Below are 5,498 nucleotides of genomic sequence, written 5' to 3'. Positions count from 1 at the left end.
CGTTAGGGCCGATTTCCGGCACCGGCACCTCTTCCATCCAGATGCCTGGTTCGGCCTTGGCCTTCACCAGCGCTTTCATCATGTTCGACATGCTTTTGTCCCTTGAAGCTCTTGTTCCGGAATCGCTTTTCGATTCCGGCTTGTCAGGAAATCACCCCGAGTTCGCGCCCGACGGCGGCGAACGCTTCCACCGCGCGGTCGATATCGGCGCTGGAATGCGCCGCCGACATCTGCGTGCGGATGCGCGCCTGCCCCTTTGGCACCACCGGGAAGGAGAAGCCGATGACATAGATGCCGCGCTTCAGCATGCGCGCGGCCATCTCCTGCGCCAGGCTGGCATCGCCCAGCATCACCGGGATGATCGGATGATCCGCTCCGGCCAGCGTGAAGCCGAGCTTGCCCATTTGCGACCGGAACCGCGCAGCGTTGTCGTAGAGTTTGTCGCGCAGCCCATCGCCGTCCTTGATCAGCTCGAACACCTTGATCGAAGCGCCGGCGATCGCCGGCATCAGCGTGTTGGAAAAGAGATACGGCCGTGAGCGCTGGCGCAACCAGTCGACCACCTGGCTTTTGCCCGAGGTGTAACCACCGGAGGCCCCACCAAGTGCCTTGCCGAGCGTCCCGGTGATGATGTCGACCCTGCCCTCGACGCCGCAATGCTCGGCCGAGCCGCGGCCGTTCTGACCGACGAAGCCGACGGCATGGCTGTCGTCGACCATCACCATGGCGTCATACTTCTCGGCGAGGTCGCAGACACCCCTGAGATTGGCGATGATGCCATCCATCGAAAACACGCCGTCGGTGGCGATCAACCGGAAGCGGCAGTCCCGGGCTTCCTTCAGGCGCGCCTCGAGATCGGCCATGTCGTTGTTGGCGTAGCGGAAACGTTTGGCCTTCGACAGCCGCACACCATCGATGATCGAGGCATGATTCAAGGCATCCGAAATAATGGCGTCTTCCTCGCCCAGCAGCGTCTCGAACAGGCCGCCATTGGCATCGAAGCAGGAGCCGTAAAGGATGGTGTCTTCCATGCCGAGGAAGGAGGAAATCGTGGCTTCGAGTTGCTTGTGCTCTTCCTGCGTGCCGCAGATGAAGCGCACCGATGCCATGCCGTAGCCATAGCGGTCGAGCGCCTGCTTGGCAGCATTGCGCAAATCGGCGCTATCGGCGAGGCCGAGATAGTTGTTGGCACAGAAATTCAACACCTTGTCGCCGCCGACCTCGATCTCGGCCGACTGCGTCGAAGTGATCACCCGCTCCGACTTGTAGAGGCCTGCCGATTTGAGCCCCGCGAGCTCGCTGTCGATGTGGGAGAGGAATGCTGCGGTCATGACCTAGCCTCGTTTGATGTGGGCCGACTGTCGTCTCGTCCGCGCGAAAAATCCATCGCAAAAACGACCGGATCGGTGGCAAGCAGCACGATGCGGCCCCGATGTCGATCATCACGCGGCCGAGGAACGACGCCACGACAAAGGTTCTGGCCGATGACCGCTCAAATGCCGGTACGGTGCTAAACGAGCCGATAACCATTCCGCGATCTTTCCACGGCCGCCCCTTGCCGGACAGCCGTCGATTTCCGGTCCTGTTAACGTTTGCAGTTCAATGGTGCTCATACAAGAATCCCTAGGCAAGAATCCTTAGGCGAGAGGGCCGCCCCCGAAAATGTCGCAGCAGCCGGTGCAAACCGTTTCAGGCAAGCTCATACTGCTGATCAAGGCTGGCTATTGGCTGGCCCTGCTGATCATTGCGGCCATGGTGATCGCCTCCTTCATCCTGCTGCAGCAGATGATGGCCACCCAACAGCACAATCACACCTTGCTCGACATCGTCAGCACACAAAAGACGCTGTCGCAGCGCATCGTCTTCCTTGCCAGTGCAACGGGTGCCGGTTCACGCGACAAGCAACCGGCGCTGGTCAGCGCGCTCAAGCAGGCAACGGCGGAGTTCGAGACCAACTACGACCTGCTGCTCGATCAGACAGGAGCCGATCCGCAATCGCCGGCCAAGCTCGACCCGAAGTCGATCGAAAGCGTCCTCTTCGCCAAGCCCTTCCACCTCGACTATTTCTCCGTCGGGCTGATCGCCAATGGCGACCGCCTGATCTCGGCCTATGAATCGCAATTCAACGGCAATGGCGGCTACAAGGGCGGCGGCGAACGCGTCAATCTCGACGCCTCAGTCGCCAATGCGACCTTGTCGGGTTATGCCGCGCTCGGCCAGCGCATCACTGCCGACGCCGACGACCGCTCCGAGAAGCTGCTCGCTCTCCATCGCACGCTGTTCTACGCCACAATCGGCGTCATCATACTGGTGGCGCTCTTCATCTTCAGGCCGATGTCGAACGCCATCCTGCGCAAGACGCATGAACTGATCGACGCGCGCAATTCCATGGCCTTCATCGCGGTTCATGACGGCCTCACCGGCCTGCACAACCGCACGTTCCTGACCGATCATTTCGACACGCTGATCAAGGGCACGCACCGGCGTCGCGAACGCCTTGCCGTCGTCCAGCTCGATCTCGATCGGTTCAAGCAGATCAACGATACGCTCGGCCACGCCGCCGGCGACTATGTGCTGGTCGTCACGGCACAGCGCATGCGCGATTCCTGCCGGGCGTCGGATCTGTGCGTGCGCCTGGGCGGCGACGAGTTCGTCATGATCCTCGGCGGCGCCGGCGGCACCGAAGACATCAACATGCTGGCGCGGCGCATCTTGGCGCACATCAACGAGCCGATCGTCTTCCAGGGCACGACCATTCTCCCAGGCGCCAGCGCCGGCATCGCGGTCTATCCGATCGACGCCGACAATGCTGGGGATTTGCTGGTCCATGCCGACCTGGCGCTTTATTCCGCCAAGAAGCTTGGCGGTGGCAACTTCTCCTTCTTCTCCGAGGAACTGCGCCGCGAACTCGATTATCGCAAGCAGCTCGAGCACGACATCAAGGTCGCCATCGCGGAGCGGGCGTTCCAGGTCTATTTCCAGCCGCAGGTCTCGCTGACCAACGGCACGATCAGCGGCATAGAGGCGCTGGTGCGCTGGAACCATGCGGAGCGCGGCATGATCCCGCCCGGCGAATTCATCCCGGTCGCCGAGAAATGCGGCTTCATGCCCGAGATCGGCCGCATCGTCATCACCAAGGCGATCAACGAGGCGGCCGAATGGAATCGCGCCGGCATTGCCTTCGGACGGCTTGCCGTCAATGTTTCCGGCACCGAGCTGCGCGAGCACGATTTCGATGCGTTCTTGTTCGAGACGCTGGAAAAGGCTGGGCTGCCGCCGCAAAAACTGTCGCTGGAAATCGTCGAATCCGTCATCCTCGACGACGAAAAGACAGGCATCGCCGCCAAGCTGCGCCACATCAGGGCAGCCGGCGTCCATCTCGAACTCGATGATTTCGGCACCGGCTATGCTTCGCTCAGCCATGTCAACCCGAACGAGATCGACCGGCTGAAGATCGATCGCCGCTTCGTTCAGAACATCCATGAGAATGGCGACAACTCGAAGATCGTGCGCGCCATCACCGAGCTGGCGCGTGGCCTCGGCATCTCGATCGTCGCGGAGGGTGCCGAAACCGAGGCCGAGCTCGATTCGCTGATGGCGATCGGCTGTGACCAGGTGCAGGGCTACTCCATCGCCTTCCCGATGCCGCACGACAAGGCGCTGGAATGGCTGACCGCTCGCATGCCGAAGAAGGCCAAGCTGACGGTGCTGCAAGGAAGCCTGGCATAGGTACGGCCGGGCTGCCTTGACAACCGCGTGTGAAGATGGCCGCCTTGTCGTGATCGCAACAGGGATATCGGGGCTGATGACACCGTTTCGGTTTGCCCTTGCGGCACTGCTGATCTTTGCGGCCCCCGCCCAGGGCGCCGATCGCACCATCTATCTTACCTTCGACGATGGGCCGCTGAACGGCACAAGCAACATCCTCGACGTGCTGGAGGCCGAGCAGGTTCCTGCAACCCTATTCATGGTCGGCATGCACGCACAGGCGAGCGCTGCCAACAGAGCGCTCGTCCAGCGCGCCAAGCAGCTTCCTCTGGTGACGCTCGGCAACCACAGCTACAGCCATGCCTACAATCACTACCGGCATTTCTACGGCGACACCGAGGGTGTCGTCGCCGACATGGTACGGGCAAACGCGGTGCTCGGCTTGAAGCCCGTGGTGCATGCAAGGCTGCCGGGGCGCGACGTGTTCAGGCTGCCCTCCATGTCGAAGAACGACACTTCGCTTGGCCTCGCCCAGGAGGGGCATGAAGAGCCCGACTACGAATTTGTCGCGGCCTCAGGCTTCTATCTCTACGGCTGGGACCATGAATGGGTGCACAAGGACAACGGCGAGCCGGTGCAGAGCGTCGACCATCTGGTCAGCGAGATCGATCATCTGTTCGGCTATGGCCGCTTCGTCAAGCCCGGCAAGCTGATCCTGCTGATGCATGACGAGATGTTTCAGGACGGCTTCGACGGCAAGACGAAGCTGACCAATTTGATCGCCGCGCTGAAGCTGCGCCGTTACGCCTTTGGGGCAATCCAGGGCTACGACGACTGAACCGGTGAGGACGGCGAGTTCTTCAGCGGATGTGCATCGGTACCCGATGCTGTCGCATGGCCGGCAAGGCGTCAAAGCACCTCGATCGACTCCCCGCGCAGCTTGTGCCGACGCAATTTGATGTATGTGCGCAAATTAGGCGTCATCTGAAAGCCCACCAGCTTCGTCTCCTGGAGGGGAGCAGCCCACGCCATCGTCTCGTAGCGGGCGCCGTAACCTTCGATGGTGGCGGCAAGATTTTCGCGGCCCAGATTCCTGGCCAGAGTGGCGCAGGCAGCAACCCTCGAACGAATCGACTGGCCGTATTTGGGCGCAAACGCCAGTCCGCCGTCCGCCAGGTCATCGACCTCATGGGCAAGCGCCAGGAACAGAATGTCCTCGTCGCCGGTCGGCACACCTTTGTCCACAATGCGCTCGGGATCTCCCGTGTCGAATTTCAGTCCGACCACGCGAGCGACAAGACCCTCGACGCGAGGACCAATTTTTTGCTCCAGCCACTTGCGATGAGCATCGGTTCGCCTGCTGGATTTGCCGTCCGGATACTGGCCTCCGTCATAGGCGGCGTGAAACATAGCGGCGAGGACAAGATCGACGCTTTGGTCGAAATGCGCGACCGACGACGCAGCTCCCACCGCATGGCAGATGAAAGGCCGTCCCGTCTTGCGATAACGGCCGTTGAACATCGCGCAACACACACGATACGCCTTCTGCACCCTGGCGATATCGGCAAGCGGATATCCAGCCTCGTATAGCTGGATGTAAAGCGCCGTGTTGGTCTGGCGCGGAACGAACAGATCTTCTTTGGTCAACTTGTCCCCCCGAACGTTGTTAGGTTTTCCGGCGACTTCTCGCTCCCGAAGCCAGCGGCTTCGGTATTCTTGCACAGATTTTACAGAAGAGTTGAGCCTGACCTCTTCCCACCAGGATCAGCCGGACAATGGAACGTTACAAA

At 61.1% G+C, this 5,498-nt stretch carries 4 protein-coding genes; 2 read left to right on the top strand and 2 right to left on the bottom strand.

Annotation, left to right across the window (positions count from 1 at the left end; all coding sequences use genetic code 11):
• Window positions 1-143: 143 nt before the first annotated feature.
• On the bottom strand, window positions 144-1,331 hold the full coding sequence (locus EN884_RS23995; RefSeq protein ID WP_063167735.1) for a glycine C-acetyltransferase: 1,188 nt from the start codon (window positions 1,329-1,331) through the stop codon (window positions 144-146).
• Window positions 1,332-1,662: 331 nt separating this feature from the next.
• Between EN884_RS23995 and EN884_RS23990 the strand changes: the two genes are divergently transcribed.
• Entirely contained in the window at window positions 1,663-3,729 is a 2,067-nt protein-coding gene (locus EN884_RS23990) for an EAL domain-containing protein (protein ID WP_063167734.1), read from the top strand.
• Window positions 3,730-3,805: 76 nt separating this feature from the next.
• Entirely contained in the window at window positions 3,806-4,546 is a 741-nt protein-coding gene (locus tag EN884_RS23985) for a polysaccharide deacetylase family protein (protein WP_081714379.1), read from the top strand.
• A 71-nt stretch (window positions 4,547-4,617) separates the two neighbouring features.
• Here the strand turns inward: EN884_RS23985 and EN884_RS23980 are convergent, their stop codons facing one another.
• Window positions 4,618-5,430, bottom strand: coding sequence for a DUF6817 domain-containing protein (locus tag EN884_RS23980; RefSeq protein ID WP_224620272.1), 813 nt, complete (start codon window positions 5,428-5,430; stop codon window positions 4,618-4,620).
• Between the last annotated feature and the right edge of the window lie 68 nt (window positions 5,431-5,498).

This window comes from Mesorhizobium sp. M7A.F.Ca.AU.001.01.1.1, assembly GCF_004022735.1.
Taxonomy (GTDB): Bacteria; Pseudomonadota; Alphaproteobacteria; order Rhizobiales; family Rhizobiaceae; genus Mesorhizobium; species Mesorhizobium ciceri.
The sequence above is the reverse complement of the archived record's forward strand: the minus strand, read 5'-3'. Positions and strand labels throughout refer to the sequence as shown.

Excerpts from the sequence above, each read along its gene's own strand:
- EN884_RS23985 (WP_081714379.1), top strand. The coding sequence starts at position 3,806 with ATGACACCGTTTCGGTTTGCCCTTGCGGCACTGCTGATCTTTGCGGCC.
- EN884_RS23990 (WP_063167734.1), top strand. The coding sequence starts at position 1,663 with ATGTCGCAGCAGCCGGTGCAAACCGTTTCAGGCAAGCTCATACTGCTG.
- EN884_RS23995 (WP_063167735.1), bottom strand. The coding sequence starts at position 1,331 with ATGACCGCAGCATTCCTCTCCCACATCGACAGCGAGCTCGCGGGGCTC.